General features: G+C 31.3%; 19 protein-coding genes and 1 pseudogene. 18 read left to right on the forward strand and 2 right to left on the reverse strand.

What is annotated here, in order from left to right; translation table 11 throughout:
• The first annotated feature begins 75 nt into the window (after positions 1-75).
• From WMO19_RS04215 to WMO19_RS04230, 4 genes are read left to right on the forward strand one after another with little or no spacing between them, the layout of a single operon-like run.
• Positions 76-849, forward strand: a complete 774-nt coding sequence (locus WMO19_RS04215; RefSeq protein WP_028078673.1) for an ABC transporter ATP-binding protein — start codon at positions 76-78, stop codon at positions 847-849.
• Positions 839-2,893 carry an FtsX-like permease family protein gene (locus tag WMO19_RS04220; RefSeq protein ID WP_028078672.1) on the forward strand — a complete coding sequence of 685 codons (2,055 nt, stop codon included), beginning with the start codon at positions 839-841 and terminating at the stop codon, positions 2,891-2,893. The genes WMO19_RS04215 and WMO19_RS04220 overlap by 11 nt, the downstream gene beginning before the upstream one ends.
• Before the next feature lie 32 nt (positions 2,894-2,925).
• The gene (locus WMO19_RS04225; RefSeq protein ID WP_028078671.1) at positions 2,926-3,609 is read left to right on the forward strand and encodes a response regulator transcription factor; all 684 of its coding nucleotides are present in this window, start codon (positions 2,926-2,928) and stop codon (positions 3,607-3,609) included.
• On the forward strand, positions 3,599-4,597 hold the full coding sequence (locus tag WMO19_RS04230; RefSeq protein ID WP_349170311.1) for a sensor histidine kinase: 999 nt from the start codon (positions 3,599-3,601) through the stop codon (positions 4,595-4,597). The genes WMO19_RS04225 and WMO19_RS04230 overlap by 11 nt, the downstream gene beginning before the upstream one ends.
• A gap of 31 nt (positions 4,598-4,628) precedes the next feature.
• Here WMO19_RS04230 and WMO19_RS04235 read toward each other — a convergent pair whose 3' ends face one another.
• Together WMO19_RS04235 and WMO19_RS04240 are read right to left on the reverse strand one after the other, a co-directional pair.
• Entirely contained in the window at positions 4,629-5,960 is a 1,332-nt protein-coding gene (locus tag WMO19_RS04235) for a relaxase/mobilization nuclease domain-containing protein (RefSeq protein WP_349170312.1), read from the reverse strand.
• A gap of 2 nt (positions 5,961-5,962) precedes the next feature.
• On the reverse strand, positions 5,963-6,319 hold the full coding sequence (locus tag WMO19_RS04240) for a plasmid mobilization protein (RefSeq protein WP_349170313.1): 357 nt from the start codon (positions 6,317-6,319) through the stop codon (positions 5,963-5,965).
• A gap of 284 nt (positions 6,320-6,603) precedes the next feature.
• Here WMO19_RS04240 and WMO19_RS04245 point away from each other — a divergent pair, with 284 nt between their 5' ends.
• The 14 genes and pseudogenes from WMO19_RS04245 to WMO19_RS04310 all read left to right on the forward strand — a co-directional run bounded on the left by WMO19_RS04245 (position 6,604) and on the right by WMO19_RS04310 (position 18,140).
• Positions 6,604-7,218 carry a TetR/AcrR family transcriptional regulator gene (locus WMO19_RS04245; protein ID WP_019125083.1) on the forward strand — a complete coding sequence of 205 codons (615 nt, stop codon included), beginning with the start codon at positions 6,604-6,606 and terminating at the stop codon, positions 7,216-7,218.
• Positions 7,219-7,325: 107 nt separating this feature from the next.
• Positions 7,326-9,095, forward strand: a complete 1,770-nt coding sequence (locus WMO19_RS04250; protein ID WP_349170315.1) for an ABC transporter ATP-binding protein — start codon at positions 7,326-7,328, stop codon at positions 9,093-9,095.
• Entirely contained in the window at positions 9,092-10,816 is a 1,725-nt protein-coding gene (locus WMO19_RS04255; protein ID WP_349170316.1) for an ABC transporter ATP-binding protein, read from the forward strand. Before WMO19_RS04250 ends, WMO19_RS04255 begins: the two co-directional genes overlap by 4 nt.
• Before the next feature lie 25 nt (positions 10,817-10,841).
• Positions 10,842-11,432, forward strand: coding sequence for an MptD family putative ECF transporter S component (locus WMO19_RS04260; RefSeq protein WP_002840863.1), 591 nt, complete (start codon positions 10,842-10,844; stop codon positions 11,430-11,432).
• The gene (locus WMO19_RS04265; protein ID WP_002836981.1) at positions 11,432-12,160 is read left to right on the forward strand and encodes an energy-coupling factor transporter transmembrane component T; all 729 of its coding nucleotides are present in this window, start codon (positions 11,432-11,434) and stop codon (positions 12,158-12,160) included. The genes WMO19_RS04260 and WMO19_RS04265 overlap by 1 nt, the downstream gene beginning before the upstream one ends.
• Positions 12,157-12,366 (forward strand): hypothetical protein, encoded by a 210-nt coding sequence (locus tag WMO19_RS04270; RefSeq protein ID WP_349170319.1) that lies wholly within the window; start codon positions 12,157-12,159, stop codon positions 12,364-12,366. The genes WMO19_RS04265 and WMO19_RS04270 overlap by 4 nt, the downstream gene beginning before the upstream one ends.
• A gap of 75 nt (positions 12,367-12,441) precedes the next feature.
• Complete coding sequence (locus WMO19_RS04275; RefSeq protein ID WP_004829699.1) at positions 12,442-12,732, forward strand: CD1845 family protein; 291 nt, start codon at positions 12,442-12,444, stop codon at positions 12,730-12,732.
• Between the two features lie 87 nt (positions 12,733-12,819).
• Positions 12,820-13,797 carry a replication initiator protein A gene (locus WMO19_RS04280; protein WP_339074591.1) on the forward strand — a complete coding sequence of 326 codons (978 nt, stop codon included), beginning with the start codon at positions 12,820-12,822 and terminating at the stop codon, positions 13,795-13,797.
• A 14-nt stretch (positions 13,798-13,811) separates the two neighbouring features.
• On the forward strand, positions 13,812-14,669 hold the full coding sequence (locus WMO19_RS04285; RefSeq protein ID WP_050755278.1) for an ATP-binding protein: 858 nt from the start codon (positions 13,812-13,814) through the stop codon (positions 14,667-14,669).
• A 14-nt stretch (positions 14,670-14,683) separates the two neighbouring features.
• Entirely contained in the window at positions 14,684-15,175 is a 492-nt protein-coding gene (locus WMO19_RS04290) for a PcfB family protein (RefSeq protein ID WP_349170321.1), read from the forward strand.
• A gap of 198 nt (positions 15,176-15,373) precedes the next feature.
• On the forward strand, positions 15,374-15,580 hold the full coding sequence (locus WMO19_RS04295) for a hypothetical protein (RefSeq protein ID WP_349170323.1): 207 nt from the start codon (positions 15,374-15,376) through the stop codon (positions 15,578-15,580).
• A 44-nt stretch (positions 15,581-15,624) separates the two neighbouring features.
• Positions 15,625-15,969, forward strand: a pseudogene (locus WMO19_RS04300) (VirD4-like conjugal transfer protein, CD1115 family); the annotation flags it as partial.
• Between the two features lie 59 nt (positions 15,970-16,028).
• Complete coding sequence (locus WMO19_RS04305) at positions 16,029-17,867, forward strand: recombinase family protein (protein WP_349170324.1); 1,839 nt, start codon at positions 16,029-16,031, stop codon at positions 17,865-17,867.
• Between the two features lie 81 nt (positions 17,868-17,948).
• Entirely contained in the window at positions 17,949-18,140 is a 192-nt protein-coding gene (locus tag WMO19_RS04310) for a hypothetical protein (RefSeq protein WP_349170326.1), read from the forward strand.
• Positions 18,141-18,251: the final 111 nt, after the last annotated feature.

An 18,251-nucleotide genomic window follows, 5' to 3' on the forward strand; every position in this document is an offset into this window, starting at 1 on the left:
CTTACATCATCCGTAAGTGTTATTTTAGTTCGCCACAGACTAAAATTAGATTAACAAATTATGGAGGTGTTATCTATGGAAATAATTTTAAAAGTAGAATCATTAAAAAAATATTATGGAAAAGATCCTAACATAACAAAGGCACTAAATGGTATATCCTTTCAGGTTATGAAAGGTGAATTCTTGGGGATTATGGGTAGCAGTGGTTCAGGAAAAACTACACTGCTTAATTGCCTTGCGACCATAATCAAACCGACTGATGGTTTAATTCAAATGCAAAATCAGGATTTAAGTAAATTGAAAGGAAACAGCTTAGCTGATTATAGAGGTAAAATGATTGGCTATCTATTTCAAAACTTTGAACTTTTAGATAATCTGACGGCAAAAGAAAATATATTACTGCCGCTATCTTTGCATAATGTGGATGAAAAAGAAAGTAAAAGAAGATTGGAATTGCTTGCAGGATATTTTGATATTTCTGAACTTCTTAACAAATTTCCCACGCAGATGTCAGGTGGTCAAAGACAGAGGGTGGCTGCTGCAAGGGCTTTGATTTTAGATCCTAAGATTGTCTTTGCAGACGAACCGACAGGTGCATTGGATTCAAAAAATGCAAATATTCTAATGCAAAAGTTATCAGCTATGAATGAAATAGAGGAAACAACAATTCTTATGGTTACTCATGATTCAGTAGCAGCAAGTTTCTGTAACAGGATTTTATTTATTCAGGACGGAAAGCTATTCCACGAAATAAGACGAGATTATCCAAGAGAAACTCAAGAAGATTTTTACCAAAGAATATTGAAGGTCATGTCAACACTTTCCGGAGGTGATCTTAATGTTTTCTAAATTGGTTGCAAGAAATAGTAAGAGAGATAGAAAAAACAACGGATTATATTTCGGCTCAATGATTATATCAATTATTGCTTTTTACATCATTCTTTCGTTATCACATCAGGATGTTATGATTTTTTTGCAGAAAATGGAGAGTGATGCGGTAAGCAGACTTTTTACAATCATTCCGATTTTTTATATATCAACTCTGATAATACTGTTCTTTTTAGTATATTTTGCAAGTAGCATGCAGATGGAAAGAAGAAAGCATGAATTTGGTGTTTATCTCACATTAGGAATGCGTAGACAACATCTATTTTCTATGCTCATGCTTGAGGACTTTAGAAACAATATAATCGCTCTTGGAATCGGGCTTCCTATTGCAATAATGATTTCGGAACTAATCAGTCTTGTAACAGCAAAAATAGTTGGACTTGGCATTATTGGTCATAGATTCTCGCTGTCATTTATGGCAATATTGTTTACTATTGTCGGATTTATGATTGTAAAATTTATTGCTTTTATAATTTTAAGTACAAGAATAGCAAACAAGGAAATTGGAGGGCTTCTTTTATATTCCCCTTCTGGAGTTAAAAGAATGCTGCCAAAAGGAATTTATTTAGTTGGTTCTATTATAGGTATTATGTTTCTTGTCAAAGCGTATCATTATGGAATAAGTGGTGAAGCGTGGGACAGCACAAGAAATATGGGAATCACAGTTTTGCTCGGTACTTTGGGTACGATTTTACTATTCTTTGGAATACGCTTATTTATAGGTGCTTTGGTAAGCTTAGGAGGTAAACGCAAACTTCGTGCTTATAATTTTAGGCAGATTCAGGAATTAGTCATCCAGCGTTCCACTGTACTTGCAATTTGTTCTCTTTTGATTTTTTCTGCGTTATGTTTGTTTGGAGCAGGTGTTGCAATTTCAAGCAATAGTTCAAATAATCAAGCACATATTTTGGATTATACATTTAAGGATAATGATCTTGCTGCAGATGAAAATATTGATGTGAATAAAGTAGTAAAAAAACTTAAAGATGCAGGTCTGGAATCTCAATTTGAAAAAATAATTGAAATTAAGATAGGAAATCCAAAAGCGGATGGGGAAGTATCATTTGAGAATATTGTAAATATCCTAAAAAACTTGAAAGATAGCAAAAACAAAGAGATTTTGATTCATAACTTGGAGCAATATGATGATTGTGAGTTGATTTCCCTTTCCGGATATAATGAATTAAGAAAGGCTGCAAAATTAAAACCCATTGAATTAAAAGATAATGAAGCTGCTTTATACATGGGGCAAGAATTTTTAATTGATTCGGATTTAATGAATGCTGTTGTTCAGGCAAATCCGCACATAAAAATTATGGGGAAAACTTTTAAAATCACCGAAGATGTGCAGTCTTTACCAATCGTAACTGATCGTGAGATTACAATTGCAGTAGCAATGGTGGTTTCAGACGATGTTTTTGCAGAATACACAGACGGTACACACTCAAATTATGTCAGTGGAATTTTAGCTCCGAATATTGTTGAAGAAAAAGGATTGATGCAGGCTATTTCTGCTACAAACGAAAAACTGGACAAGGCTTCCATTGAATATGAAAGCTATATACAAAATATGGGCAGACAGCTATTCTTTGTTATATCAGCAAGTTATATCACCATTTATCTTGCAGTTATTTTCCTTGTGGTTGCGAATACTATAATTGGTGTACAGTTCTTGATGGGACAAAGAAAATCACATAGACGATACCAAACTTTGATTCATCTTGGTGCTACTTATGAAACACTTTGCAAATCATCGGGGAAACAAATCAACTGGTATTTCGGCTTACCAATAGTCATTGCACTTATAAACAGTTTCTTTGGAGTTCGCTCGCTGTTTACGGGTATCTTGCCATCAAGTGTAAAGGCAAATATATCACAAGTATTTATTATAGCGATTTTCATGATACTTTTGTTAGGTATATTTGAGGTTATATATATGGGAGTTGTAAAGAGAAATAGCAATAAATATTTGCTGTCTTTAATGGAACCCAAAAGAGAAGAATAAAATCATAAAAACTATGGAAAGGAGGGACTGATATGAAGCACATTTTAGTAATTGAAGATGAGCCGTTGATTAGAGATGAGATTGTAATTCTGTTAGAAAAAGCTGGATATCAAGTTGGTAAAATAACTGATTTTAAAGAAACCACTAAACAGGTGCAGAGATATGAAACAGATTTAATTATATTAGATTTAAATTTACCGGGAGAAACTGGATTTCAAATTTGTAAAAACTTAAAAACTAAAAGCTCTATACCCATATTAGTCCTTACTTCCCGTGAGCAGTTAAAAGATGAAATTTACGCTTTAAAGTTAGGAGCAGACGAATATTTGACAAAGCCTTTCAGAAAAGAAAGGCTTTTGGCACGCATAGAAAATCTATTAAAACGCTATGAAGGAAGAAATAATCTACTCGAAAAAGATAATTTTTTGCTGGATAGAAATACATACACACTTTATATTGATGGGAATTCTATCCTGCTTCCTCAAAATCAAGGAAAGCTATTAGAAGCTCTGTTGACAACGGACGACAATGTGGTAACAAAAGAAGATCTTAGCATGAAGCTCTGGAATACCACTGAATTTATTGACGAAAATGCTTTGCAAGTAAATATTACAAGATTAAAAAAAGTGATGAAAGAAGTGGGCATTGCTTTTCAAGTTAAGTCTGTAAGGGGGATAGGATATAAATTGGAAAGGGTGGTGAACAATGAAGAATAAATTAAAATATTTGGACGCATATTTACCTTGGTTATTTATTCTTTTAGGGTTTGATATGTTCACTGTAATCTTGCTTTGGCTTTCAGATATAAGAATATTTCAGGCGCTTTCAGTCCTTTTGATTTTAACCACGATAGTATTATTTTCAATCTTATCAACTGTACTTGTAGGAAAAGAAATAAAAAAGATAAATGGGTATAAGGTATTTTTATCTTATCCTGAAAAAAACACTGAACTTGAATTGTTGCGACTATGCAGTGAATCGGAAAAAGAATGTATTAAGGAAATGGCATCTGCTTTTTATGAAAAACAGATGGATATAGAAAGGGGAAAATCTTTATTATCAGAATATGAAGAATATGTTGAGATGTGGGCTCATGAAATTAAATTGCCTCTTTCTCTTCTTTCTCTTGTTCTGGATAATCAAAATGAGAACTTACCTAAAGATGTTGCTTTTAAATTAGATTATGTAAGAAATCAAATTCAAAGCAATGTATCTCAAATTTTGTTTTATCACAGAATAAAAAGTGATAAAAAAGATTTCCTCTTTGAAGATGTTGATCTACAAGAAAGTATATGCGATGTTTTAGAGAGCTTTAAACCCTTATTGGAAGAAAAGAATTTTAAAGTTGAACTAAATTGCATTCACGGAATATCTTATACAGATCGTCGTAGCTTTGAATTCATCATTTCTCAACTCATTTCTAATGCAGCAAAATATAGCACAGAAAATCCTGAACTAAATATTTCAATGAAAAAATGTGATGAAAAGAATGTTATTGTTATTAGAGATAATGGATGTGGAGTTAAGGCTTGCGACTTGCCTCATTTATTTGAAAAAGGATTTACTGGAGATTCCGGGAATACAAGGAAGAAATCAACAGGAATGGGATTATATCTTGTAAAACAGTTAGCGGATGCTTTAAAAATAGATGTTGAAGTAAGAAGCGACTGGACAAAAGGTTTTGAGATTAATCTTTATCTTTAGAATTTTTTAAATAAAAAATAGGAGATAAAGATTATCTCTCCATCTCCTTATCCATATAAATTCCATAGTTCTTTCGTATTTGATAAAGCTCGTCCATAGTGGATTTTGAGGAAGAATACTCTTGCATAAGGGTGTTCTTTTTTTCTTGTAATTTATCAAGCTCAGCTAAAATATCCTTTGAATTTGGGAGCTTGGAATAGGATTTTTTAAGCTCTGAGAGAGCATTTTCATATAGGGTAATCTGAGATTTGTACTCTTCAAAAAATGCCTTGTCAGACGGATTAGCAGTATATTCCTTGTAGCACGCTCTGTATTTTTTAACGGTATGAACTTGCTCCATAGTAGTGGAAAGCTTCTGCATTTCCTTATCAATAGCCTTGATTTTCTCTTGTATATTTTGCCTTTCATCGGCTGTTTTTTGAATATACTCGTCAAGCTGTTTAACGGATTTAATGCCATGTTCTCTGATATAAATAACAGACTCAGCCATTGTATGAAGGTTATGTTTGGTTGCCCAATATTCGTAGCCTTTGCTCTCTTTCACTTTGGCATTGGTATTCATATTGATGACATTTCCTATTCGTTTTTTGACAGCAGGATCCTTAATAGCACTCCTTTCTGTAATACGCTCTTTTAATCTTTCTTCGGTATAATCTTCGCCAATCGTCTTAGACCTTGTAAATCTCTGCTTATCTTTTGGCTTAAAAGCAATGTGCTTACCGTATTTGATTTCATAGCCAAGATCAGCCATCTTCTTTAAAAATTCGTCCCAGTCCTTTGACTGTTTTATTATTCTATCAATGTCAAATTGAAGTTTACTTTTCCAAGAAGTGCCATGCTTTGCCTGTTCGTTTTCATACCAAGATTTACCGTTAATCTTATATTTTTTCTTATAGCTTTCGTAAAACTCGTCAATGACAGATAGGCTATTTTCTTTGCAGAGTTTATCACTCTGATAACGGATTTGGTGGTAGCTTTTCTTGTTAGACTGGTAGCACCTACCTGTTACCATATTTACATTATTGAAGATGATGTGATTGTGGATATGCCCCTTATCTACGTGAGTAGATAAGACAAATTCGTACTCATCTTTGAGTATCTTTTTACACAGCTCCATACCAATCTGGTGAGCCAATTCAGGACTTGTTTCTCCCGGTAAAAATGATTGAATGAGATGTCTTGCAAGAACGGTTCCTTTTGTTCCTGCGTCATTTCGTGTCCTTAAAAACTGAGTGTGAGCAGTTGATTCGTGGCATTTATGAGTGCTTACTAAAAGCTGCTCATCTGTTTTATCTCCATTTACAATGTAGTCGATAGCAAGATTAAGAGTCGATTTTATTGGGTGTATTTTTGTAATAGCCATTATTATTCACCTCCCGTTTCAGATGTTCTTTTCAGAAGTAGTGAATGAATTTGCCACAGCTCTTTTGAGAAATGTTCAATCTCTTTTCTTATATCACTGATGTCCTCTTTGTAGATTACACCTGTCGAATTTACTCGTTTTGCAATCTGGTTTATGTTATTTGTTGCATTCGAAAGTAGCCATTGTAGGTTTCTAAATGGTTCTAAATCTACAACATAAATCTCTTTTTCTAATACACATTTCCTAAGAAAGTGGGACATAGTTTTGCAGTTTGTAAGTTTCATTTTCTTTTCAAAAACCTCCTTTTCTTCATCTGTTAAATATATTTTTAGTTGATTATTTCTTTTTCTATTATCCATAGTATATCTCCTTATAATAAATTATTGGGGTCTTAGGGTTCTCCCTAACAAGGTAAAATTGATAAAAAAAGAAGCAGTCCATAAAGGTTCTGCTTCATCAATTTTTCGTAAGTGGGTACTCACTTACTGTGCTTGCTATTAAAGTTATAAGCGTTAAGCGTGTTATTTATATTAAATCAATTATACCATACTCAGAATATAATTTCAGGGCACTATTGACAAAAGTATAAGAAAATGATATTCTATATTAATAGAACGAGTGTCGGTCAATAGGTGGTGAGGTTTTGGCAAAGAGAAATGTAAAAGATCCAGAAGAAAGAAAACAGGAGCTTATAAATATAGCGTCCAGACTTTTTGAAAAGTATGGGTATGAAAAAGTTTCTGTGCGAGATATTCTCGCAGAAGTTAACGGTGCACCTGGAATGTTTTATTATTACTTCAAATCAAAAGAAGATATTTTTTTGGCGTGTATGGAAACATATTTTGAAGAAAAACTAAAAAATAAGTTGGATATACTTCAAAATAAGGAAATGGATTACGAAGAAAGAATAAAAATTGTAAGAGAACTTATAGTAAAAGATATCGGTCAATTTACAACAAGATATAATTTTTCGAAAGAGAATTCAATTACAGATAACTCTTACAGGCTATGGGAATTAATTCATTACATTGGAAAATTTATAGATGTCTATTCAGAGTTTATAATTGAAGGAATTGAAAATAAAAAAATAGAAAATAATATGGGAATAAACAGAGAAAATGTGAGAAGTTTTGCAGCTTTTATTTTATACGGAGCTGTTGGAACAATATATAATGACTATATTATTAAGGGAGAAAACAAAACAAATTCAAGTGAAGCCTTTGGAATAATAAGCGAACTATTTCAAAGACCTCAGTAGAGAAAAATAAAATATAAGTATTTTACAAGGGAAACATCAATGGTGTTTTCCTTGTATTAGTTTTAAGGCAAATGAACGAACTCGTTCGGTAAGGAGGTATGTTTTAGATGAAAAAGAAGAAATCTATCAAAGATATTATTTCCTACAGTGAAATAAAAAAAGGACAACTTGTAGGAGGAATATTATTTGTTAGTCTTGGGATGCTATTAAGTATTTGTCCAATTTTGGTGATATACAAAGTCATAAAATCTCTATTTTTATATGGAAAATTAGAACAAAGTAAAATACAGTTCTGTATCTATGGACTTGCAGCAGTGGTATTGTCATATTGCTTAACTTACATTGGCAGTATTTTATGCCATAAGTTTTCTTATGTTTTAATAGCTAACTTAAAAAAGAAGATATTATTTCATATTGGGAATCTTCCTTTAGGATTTTTTACCGGAGACAACAAGTCAAAAATAAGGCAAGTATTAGGATCGGACATGAATCAAATTGAGGGTTATTTTTCTCATCAATTACCAAATCTAATTTCAACTTTAGCACTAATTTTAGCAATGATAATTGTTATGTTAAAGATAAATTTAATATTAGGTCTTACGACTTTGTTAATTATATTTGTTGGTTTAGGAATTCAGATTGCAATCATGGCAAAGATTATAAAGTCGGGTGGACTTGAGAAGAACTTTGCGATTTTGGATCAAATTAATTCAGCAACTACTGAATACGTTAAAGGTATGCCGGAAGTGAAAATATTTGGAACAGGAGCAAAATCATTTAAAACTTTTTCAAAGTCAGTAGGAGAATATAGAGACTTTACAAGTTCGATGACATCAATGATAAGACCGGGATTTGTTTCATTTAGAATGTTTATTTTATCTGTTGCTACATTCATAGTTCCAGTAGGAATACTTTTAATGTCACGAAATAATAACTTGGATTTTGCTACAGTATTTATTTTCTATTTGATTCTTGCACCTGCCATTAGCGTACCTGCATTAAAACTTAGAGATTTTGCAGAAGGAATGAATTTACTAAATGAAGTTGTTTTGAGAATCTACGAAATTATAGATCAAAAAGAATTGGCAATTGAAAATAGCGAGGAAGAGATAAAAGGTCATGATCTTGAATTCGAGAATGTAAGCTTTTCTTATGGAGATGAAGAGGTTTTAAAGAATATAAGCTTCTGCGCCAAACAAGGAGAAGTTACAGCATTAGTTGGCTATTCGGGAGCAGGTAAATCTACCGTTGGAACGTTAATACCCAGATTTTATGATCCTTCAGAAGGCTCTATTAAAATTGGTGGAGTTAATATAAAAAATATTCCGATAAACGCCTTAATGGACAAGATAGCATTTGTTTTTCAAGACAGTGATCTTATTACAGATACAGTCTTCAATAATATTGCTATGGCAAAGACAGGTTCTACAAAAGAAGATGTCATAAAAGCATGTAAAAAAGCAAGATGTCATGATTTTATTGAAAAACTTCCTGATGGGTATGACACTGTTTTGGGTAAAGAGACTTATTTATCCGGCGGAGAGAAACAACGTATTGCAGTAGCAAGAGCAATTTTAAAGGACGCACCAATATTAGTATTAGACGAGGCAACAAGTTTTGCAGACTCTGAAAATGAATATCTTATGCAGGAAGCTTTGTCTGAATTGGTTAAAGATAAGACGGTTATCATGATTGCTCATAGGTTAAATACAATAGAATATGCAAATCAAATCTTAGTAATATCTGATGGAAAAATTGCAGAAAGAGGCAAGCATGAAGATTTAATCCTTGCAGATGGAATATATAAGAGACTATTTGATATTTATAAGAAGACAAATATTTGGCAAATGGATATAGAAGGGAGTGAGAATGAATGATAAGAAATATTACTTTAGGAAAAATGAATAATATAAGAAAATCAATTATATTAAATGTTTTGGCATCTATTTCCAACCTTATACCATTTATTGCTTTGGCGAAAATTGTAGAAACACTATTTTTAAATAGAGGTGCAGATAGTATAGATACGAGCTTTTTATGGAAGTATTTTGGGATAATGGCAGTATTTTTCTTAATAACATTCTTATTGGAAAATTTAGCCACAAAATATACCTATGAACTTGGATACAAGACAAGTGCAGATGGAAGAATAGAGCTTGCAGACCACATAAGAAAACTGCCGATAGGTTATATTTCAGGAAAAAGTTCAGCAGAGATCTTAGATACATTAATGAATGATTTTTTCAAAGTTGAAACGGCAGTAACGCATCAATTACCTCAATTTTTCAGTGGCATATGTGTAGCGGTTCTTTGCTCGATATTATTTTTGATAATTAATGTAAAAATGGGAATAGCAACACTTATTGGATTGCCGATTTCTGTTCTACTTCTTACACTCATGCAAAACTTTCAGAAAAAAATTTATTTGAAAACAAAGAAAATGAGGATAAAAGAGGAAGAAGATATAAACGAATATTTGGATTCTATTAAGACTCTAAAAGCTTATAACAGCTTAGATGATACATTAACAAAGCTTGAAGAAGATATAGATAACTCAAGAAATGCAAATATTAAGAGTGAGAAAGGGGTTGGTTCATTAACTACTATAGCAAGTATGATTTTAAGAATAGGACTTCCTTTGATGAGTTTAGTTGGTTCCTATTTATTTATAAATGGATCTTTGGAAATTGATACATTTTTAATGTTCTTATTTGTAGGCACAAGGATTTTTGATCCCTTGGAGCTTGCACTTGTAAATTATACAGGTCTACAAATGGCATCAGTTTCAGGAGAGAGAATCATTAACTTACTTAACGCTAAACCTATGTCAGGAAATTCCGATGTAAACGAAAGCAACAAAATTGAAATCCACGATGTTTCATTTTCTTACAAGGAATCTAAGGTTATCGATAATGTTTCATTAGACATTAATGAAAATGAATTAACTGCTTTTGTTGGTTACTCTGGCTCTGGAAAATCTACACTAATTAAATTAATTTCCAGATTTTATGATCCTAATGAAGGGATAATTAAAATTGGTGGAGTAGATTTGCTAACAGCCGACCCTGATAAATTAATGGATAAATTTTCTGTTGTTTTTCAGGATGTGTATCTTTTTAAAGACACAATTTATAACAATATAAAATTTGGAAATGAAGATGCAAGTAAAGATGAAATCATGAATGCTGCAAAAATGGCAGGAGCTTATGACTTTATAGTCAAAAAAGATGATGGATTTGACACTATGATTGGACAAGGAGGAGCGACTCTGTCTGGAGGTGAGAAACAAAGAATATCAATAGCGAGAGCAATATTAAAAAATGCACCAATAATACTACTTGATGAAGCAACATCTTCACTTGATCCTGAAAATGAACTTATTATACAGGAAGCAATATCAAATTTAATTAAAAATAAAACAGTTGTGGTTGTAGCTCATAAATTAAGGAGCGTAATGGGAGCTGATAAAATTGTTGTTTTAAACAAAGGAAAGGTAGAGGAAGTTGGGAAGCATGAAGAACTTATAAAAAATGAAGGACTATATAAAGACTTATGGAATTATCAAGAAAAGTCTAAAGAATGGAAGATTGTACAGTAACAATCAATTTTAAAGGAGGAAACTTATGAAAACACAAAAGAAATCATCAAAAAATGCAGTTACAGCTGGTGTTTTAATTGCACTTTACTTTGTAACATATGCAGTTATTGGGGTAATATCTATGCCTGTCCCTGTTTTGTTTTTACTAATGCCTATGCTTGTAGCACTACTTGCTGCACCAACCTATCATATGCTTCTTGCAAAGACAAAGTCAGCCACTGCTATTGTAATCGCAGCTATCTTACCAAGTATTTTATTAGTTGCAACTGGACATATTCCAATTGCACCATTAGTGGCAGTGCCTGCCGGAATAATTGCTATGTTCATAGCAAAAGGTGGGAATTATACAGACTTTAAGAAAAATACAATTAGTCATATGTTTTTTTCTCTAAACTTATTTGGAGGATTTTTACCAATTTGGGTTATGAGAGAAGCATTTTTTGAAAGTGTAATAAAAGGTGGCTTAGATCAAAGCTTTTGTAACACAGTAAGGGCATGGACACCAATATGGATGTTACCAGTTATGATTATAGGAACATTTATATTCTCTTTGATTGGTTCTTATTTTACAAAGAAAATACTAAATAAAAAGTTGGAATCCGCAGGAGTTTTATAATGGAAAATTCAAAGTTTGTTCTGGGGTCAAAATATGACCTCAGAACAAAACTTATCTTACTTATAGGTGCGAATATTTTAATTTTTTTAGGGTTTGATTGGATCTATCAAAGCCTTATTACATTATTTTTCCTTGTCATTATTATTAGCGATGGTTATAAAAAATCCACTATAAGGTATATTTTATTTTTTGTAATAAGTGTAGTATTGGAAAAATCTTTAGCCTATTTTAGTATGAATTTTCTTTTGAATTTAATTTTATTTATCTTGGCAATTGGAAGAAAATTTCTGCCATGTATTATCGTGGGTAAATGGATTTTAAATTCAACATCTGTTTCCAGTGCAGTGGCAACTTTACAAAAATTAAAACTTTCAAAAGACTCGCTCATAATGATTTCTGTAATATTTAGATGTTTGCCTACTATTAAAGACGAATGGAGTCATATAAATATGGCGATGAAAACTCGAGGAATTAATTTTAACTTAATCAATTTAACAAGAAGACCAACATTAATTATGGAATATTTTTTTGTGCCATTGTTCGTAAGTGTGATAGAAATTGGGGATGAGCTCTCTCAATCAGCCATTATAAGGGGACTCGATGCTCCTGTTAACAAAACAAGTAGACACCTAATTAAGTTTAGAAAAAATGATATTGGTGTTCTAATTCTTATGATTTTAATTTTATCAATAGTAATATTTATGAAAGTATCAGGGTGGGACTTATGATTGAAATTAGAGAATTAAGTTTTAAGTATAAGGGAGGATCTGATTACTCATTAAAAGATATAAATTTGAAAATCAAAAAAGGGGAATGCATTCTTCTGTGTGGTAGGAGCGGTTGCGGGGACAGTGATATAATGATGACAGATACAATAAATCCATTAAAATCAAAGTTTAAAGCTTCCACAAAACTTTTAAACAAGACGATTTAGGATTAAGTCTGTCATCTTTTTTATTAAATTAACAAAAAAGAAAAGAAAACATAAGTAATAAGGATTGAAGATAATATGATAATATTTAGAGTTTTTTTCAAAATCATATTGTTTCCTATTAGTATAGCGTTAAGTATCATCACTCTATTTTTAACGTTTGTATTAGGACTTAGTACAATATTTTTTAAACTGATTTCATTTATCGCTATTATGGGATTTTTGGGATCTGTTTATCATGGAGAAAAAGCACTTGCTATAGAGGCAATTATACTAGCATATCTTTTTAGTCCTTATGGTTTACCAGTGCTAGGATATTTTATTATAGAAGGGATAGAAGAGGTGAATGAAAGAATAAAAACAATTTAAATATAAAAATAAATAGATTAAAACGATTAAAAAGAGATAGCAAAATCAAAGCTATCTCTTTTTATATGAAAAGAAAGGGGGGTTATGATGAAAGAAATAGTTAAATTTGAATATTATTATGGCAATGAAGCGGAACAATATTCATTTTTTAGGATTCCCAAAACTTTATTTACCGACTTAAATTTTAAAAAACTATCCGTAGAAGCAAAAATTCTTTATGGAATTCTACTCGATAGAATGAGCCTGTCAATTAAGAATAAATGGTTAGATGAAGAAAACAAGGTATACATCATCTATACCATAGAAGAAATTATGGAAGTATTAAATTGGGGGAGAAATAAATCGGTCAAAGTAATGAAAGAAATTGAAGAGATAGGATTATTAGAAAAAAAGAGGTTAGGACTTGGAAAGCCAAATTTACTTTATGTAAAGAACTTTATTTACACAGAAAATAATAAAACTACAGAAGTTTCAAAAGCAAACCTCAAGAAGTTTAAAAAACAAACTTCAGGAAGTTTAGAAAACAAACCTCAAGAAGTTTCAAAAGAGGACTCTAATAATACTAATATTAATAATACTGAAACTAATAATACTGATTTTAATAATACCACCCCCATATCCCCCTTAGAAAAGCTAGGAGAAAAATCAAAAAAGACTTTGGAGGAGGAAGAATTAAAAGAAACTATAAAAAAGAATATATCTTATGAAACCTTTGAAAAAGTAAGAATAGAAGAAAAGAAGCAAGTAGATGTAATGATAAATGTACTTGTAAAAGCCTTAACTAGCTTTACAAAAATTAAAATAGGAGGGAGGCATATATCCAATGAAAATTTTAAAGAAAAATTTCTAAGTCTTAACTATAAACACATAGACTATGTTTTGAAATACCTAAGAGAAAATGCTCCAAAGGATATTAGAAACATTAATGCCTATCTACTGACTCTATTATACAATGCAGATGAAAATATTAGAAACATAGAAGTCATAAAGAGGGAAAATCAGAAAAAAGAAAACTATGACTATAGTAACGATGAGGATATCTGGAGAGAAATTTTAAATACTTGATAGGAGATGAGTATATGGAATTAATAAAAGAAATCCTAGAACAGAAAATAAAAAATGCAGAAACAAATAGTCCATCAAATGATGAAGAAAATAGGAGTTATATAGATCAAGAAACAGGACTAAAATATTGTGCAAAATGTAAAACACCAATTGAAAAAGAAATAGACTTCTTTGGAGAAATAAAAAAAGTTGGTATTTTATGTCAATGTAAAAAAGAAAGACAAAAACTAGAGGAAGAAAAAAGAAAAGAAAATAAAAGGCTTTTAAAAATTGAACACTTAAAAAAAGAGTGTTTTTCTGATCCTATCTTATTAAATTGGAATTTTAAAAATATGGACAAAGATAGTGAGCATGAAAAAGTAGCAAAAAACTATGTGGAAAAATTTGATGAAATATATGAAAATAATATAGGGTTAATTCTCACAGGGAATGTGGGATGTGGAAAAACATATCTTGCAAGTGCTATAGCCAATGCTTTACTAGAAAAAGAAATATCAGTCAAAATGACAAATTTTTCAGTAATTTTAAATGATATGACTAACTTTGAGATTGATAAAAGTAAGTATATAGATAACCTAAATCATAAGAAACTATTAATTATTGATGATTTTGGAATGGAAAGAGATACAGATTTTGCAGCTGAGCATATCTTTAACATAATAGATAGTAGATATAGAAGTGGGAAACCTCTAATTATAACAACAAACTTAAATATATCAGCTTTAACTAATCCTGAAACTATAAAGGATAAAAGAATTTACTCAAGGATACTTGAAATATGCAGTCCCATTATATTTACAGGAGAAAATAGAAGAATAGAAAAAATGAAGGAGAAATCAAAATTAGCCTATGAAATATTAAAAAAAGAATGAAAGTAGGTGAGTGAATGCAAAATGATGATATAAATAGCAGAACAATAGCCATAGTAAAAAAAGCGGGGATAGTTACAGCCAAGCAAGTTATAAATTTGATGAAGAAAATATTAGAGATAAATAAACATAAAACACAGACAGAAAAGTCAAGACCCTTAGAAAAATTTAAAAAAGTAAAAGTAAAAGACCTTGTAAAAAAAGGTAAAGTAGAAACCTTAGAATTAAATGACATAGACTTAAAAGCATTGAAAAAAGAATTAAAAAGATATGGGGTGAAATTTTCCGTAAAGAAAGATTTAGAAAATGGAAACAACATTATCTTTTTTCAAGCAAAAGATATAAAAGTAATGGAACAAGCTTTTAAAAAGACAGTCCAGAAATTTACTAAAGATAAGTCAAGAAAAAGGAAATCTGTAATAGAAAGGCTTAATAATTTCAAGAATAAAGTCAAAGATACCATTGACAAAGATAAGGTTAAGCATAAGCATCAGGAACAAAGTTTATAATAAAAGCACCTGGATATATAATATATATGATGAGAAGGCATGAATAGCTTTATTGTTGAATACTATGAAAAAGAAGATTGGAGTCATCCAGTAGAAGAATTTCTCTTATCTGTAGATAAAAAATGAGAGCAGAAGCATTAGGAAAGAAACTGAAAAAACACCTTTGAAAGTAAAATATAAGTATAATGGTGGTTCAAAATGACAAATAAAAGAATATATCCCATATGTAACTCAAAGATGAAGCAACAGTTTATAGGTCTATCACATTGCAAGTGTGGTATAAGCTATCATAAAGATTTAGGATATTTTAAAAGAAATGAAAATATGATTTTTGTCTTGGAAAGAAAAAAGATAGGTAAAAAAATAAAACAAGTTCCAGTAATAAGATATAAAAAAGATAAATAAGATACTAATGGGTAGAGAAATCTACTCTTTTTTATGGAGAGGAAGTGATTAATTCGAAAATACTAAATGAAATAATAAAAGATATAAAAAATGTTTTTAAGATAAGAGATAAGAAGAAATTTGTATTAGAAAATCTTCCTTACCTCTTATTTTTTTATATAGGAAATATCTTTGCAAGCCATGTCAACTCTTATGTAGGAGGTGATATAATAGATAGAATTCTAGTAGCTTTTAGTCAAATAGATACTTTAAACTATATTCCATCATTAAAAATAAAAAGCCTGATACCCGGTCTAATTCTATCAGTAGTTATTAAGTTAATCCTTATACAGAAAAAGAAAAAAGCAAAAAAGTTTAGAGAGGGCAGAGAATATGGATCGGCAAGATGGGTTGCATAATATTAACTGAACAGGAGTGATATATAGACACAAAAAAGGAGGATAATGCCATGATAGAATATCACAATAAAATTACAGCACTATACTCCCGCCTTTCAGTTGGTGATGAAGATAGAGACGGTGGCGAGAGTAATAGTATTGTAAATCAAAAAGCCTTTTTAGAAAGGTATGCAAGAGATAAAAAGCTGATAAACATTCGTCACTATATCGATGATGACGAAAGCGGTAGGTTCTTTGACCGTTCAGCCTATACACAGATGATAAACGATGTAGAACAAGGCAAAATCGGTATTGTCATCATGAAAGATATGACAAGATGGGGAAGAGATTATCTTCAAGTCGGAAACGCTATGGAGATATTTAGAAGAAACAATGTACGATTTATCGCTATCAACAACGGTATAGATAGCATAGACCAAAATACATTGGAATTTGCTCCCTTTATCAACATCATGTCAGAGTGGTATGCAAGAGACATCAGCAAGAAAGTAAAGACAGGAATTAAGACCAAAGGAGCAGACGGAAAGCCTGTCGCAACAGAAGCCCCATACGGCTATATAAAAGACCCTGAGAACAAAGATTATTGGATCGTCGATAAAGAAGCTGCCGAAGTTGTAAAACTCATTTTTAGGCTATTTATGGAGGGGAAAAACAGAAATCAGATAGCTGTTTACCTGAAAGAAAAAGAAATACTAACTCCAACCTTTTATATGAAACAGCAAAACAGAGGAACAGCAAAAAACAAACCACTAAATGAAGAAAACAGATATAACTGGAACAAAGCAACTCTAACACGCATACTGAAAAGACAAGAGTATTGTGGTGATGTAGTCAATTTTAAGACCGAAAAGCATTACAGAGATAAGAGAAACCAATATGTAGATAAAAGCAAATGGCAAATAACAGAAAATGTGCATGAGCCAATAATAGATAGAACTACCTTTGAAAATGTAGAGCGTATGTTAAAAAATGCACCTGTAAAAAGACCAAACGGAGATGGAGAAATTCACGCACTTTCAGGCTTGATGTACTGTAAAGATTGCGGAACAAAAATGCACATTCGCACCATACACAAAAATGGAAGAGTACAGCATGTAACCTATTGCAGTGAATATGCCAAAGGGAAAGCAAAGCACCCCAAATGCAACTCCCCACACCGCATTGATGTTGATGAGGTTATGGAAAATATTGCAGAAGTCTTGCGAAAGATAGCACAGTATTCTTTGGAAAACAAAGCAGATTTTGAGAAACTTGTAAAAGGGAGTCTGTATAAAGAACAGACCGAAGAATTCAAGAAAAATCAAAAGCGTATGCCACAAATCACAGATCGAATGGAACAGATAGAAAGAGTGATGAATAAACTCTATGAAGATAATGCACTTGGAAATATGGATACAGAACGCTATGAACAGTTATCAAGAAAGTATGCTGAAGAATACTACACCTTAAAAGCAGAAAAAGAAGAAATCAAAGAACGCTTATCCGAATGTGAAAATGCAAACCAAAGAGCAAAGAAATTTATCAGACTTGCAGAAAGCTATTCCAACTTTGAAGAACTTACCCCTACCATTATCAATGAGTTTATCAGTAAAATCGTAGTGCATGAAAGAGATGTAAAAAGAGCAAAATATGTAGTTCAACGAATAGAGGTTTATTTTAACTATATCGGAAAATTTGAAAATGAACTTACAAAACAGATAGAGCCGACAAAAGAAGAAATGATACAGATGAGGGAAGAAATAGAAGAAGCAAAGAGAGAAAAATCACGAGCTTATCATAGGGCATATTCTAAAGCATACAGAGCCAAAAATCTTGAAAAGTGCCGAGAGTATGAAAAATTAAAAGCAAGAGAATACAGAGCAAAAAAGAAACTACAAGCAACAACCTAAAACCAAATATTAATTAATCGCAAAAGAGGTTTCCTAATCACAGGAAATCTTTTTTTTGTGCAAGTCGAAAGGAGGAACTAAATGGCAGAAAATGAGAAAACAGATATTAAAGAAATACAAGCAGAACAACATCAAAAGCCCGATGGCATTCTTACAAAGAAGATAAATGGAAAGACCTTTGTAACAGAGATATATTTTGACAAAAAGAGCAAAGAAACATTTAAAGATAAACTGTTTAAGGTAATACATTCTAAAAAGAATGAAAAACAATAAATAGGTATACCACTCCTACAATATAAAAGACAAAAATAATTGAATCCAGATAAAAAATGATAGAAAAAATAACTAAAAAGTGGTATAATAAAGTATAATTATATTCAAAAA

The organism is Peptoniphilus hominis (ex Hitch et al. 2025), from assembly GCF_040096015.1.
In the GTDB taxonomy this organism is placed as follows: domain Bacteria; phylum Bacillota; class Clostridia; order Tissierellales; family Peptoniphilaceae; genus Peptoniphilus_A; species Peptoniphilus_A hominis.